Annotated in this window: 1 protein-coding gene and 1 pseudogene; both read right to left on the bottom strand. The window is 54.6% G+C overall.

The features are described 5' to 3' along the window. A pseudogene (locus tag EOS_RS42565) lies at positions 1-188 on the bottom strand (hypothetical protein); the annotation flags it as partial. After that, on the bottom strand, positions 154-390 hold the full coding sequence (gene xseB / locus EOS_RS45420; protein ID WP_075645502.1) for an exodeoxyribonuclease VII small subunit: 237 nt from the start codon (positions 388-390) through the stop codon (positions 154-156). The gene xseB and the pseudogene EOS_RS42565, both read right to left, overlap by 35 nt. Positions 391-449: the final 59 nt, after the last annotated feature.

Raw genomic sequence — 449 nt, forward strand, 5'->3', positions numbered from 1 at the left:
GTGCTAACGCCGAACATATGACCGGTGGCATAAACCAGGAAAGGTCGCAGGCGCTTACCACCTAATAATGCGCCATACTGCATGGTTTCGACCACGGGAGTGTTCTGAAAGGGCAGTGGGGCGATAAAACGGCTCAGCGCCTGGTTGGCCTGCTTAACGCAGGCTTCGAGTTGCTGCGGAAAGTCCATTACTCATTGTCCGGTGTAAAAAGGGGGTTAGAGAGGCGTCTTCATTGTCAGACAGCAGAATTTGTACGCGCTGTTCGGCTTGTTGTAATTTGGCCTGCCCCTGACGTGCCAGCTGCACGCCGCGTTCGAACTCGTTCAGCGCCTCTTCCAGCGGCAGGTCGCCACTTTCCAGACGGGTTACAATCTGTTCCAGCTCGCTCAGCGCCTTTTCAAAGCTGGCGGGCGCCTCATTTTTCTTCGGTCATAATGAATGTCTGACTC

It is taken from the genome of Caballeronia mineralivorans PML1(12), from assembly GCF_001028175.1.
In the GTDB taxonomy this organism is placed as follows: Bacteria; Pseudomonadota; Gammaproteobacteria; order Burkholderiales; family Burkholderiaceae; genus Caballeronia; species Caballeronia mineralivorans.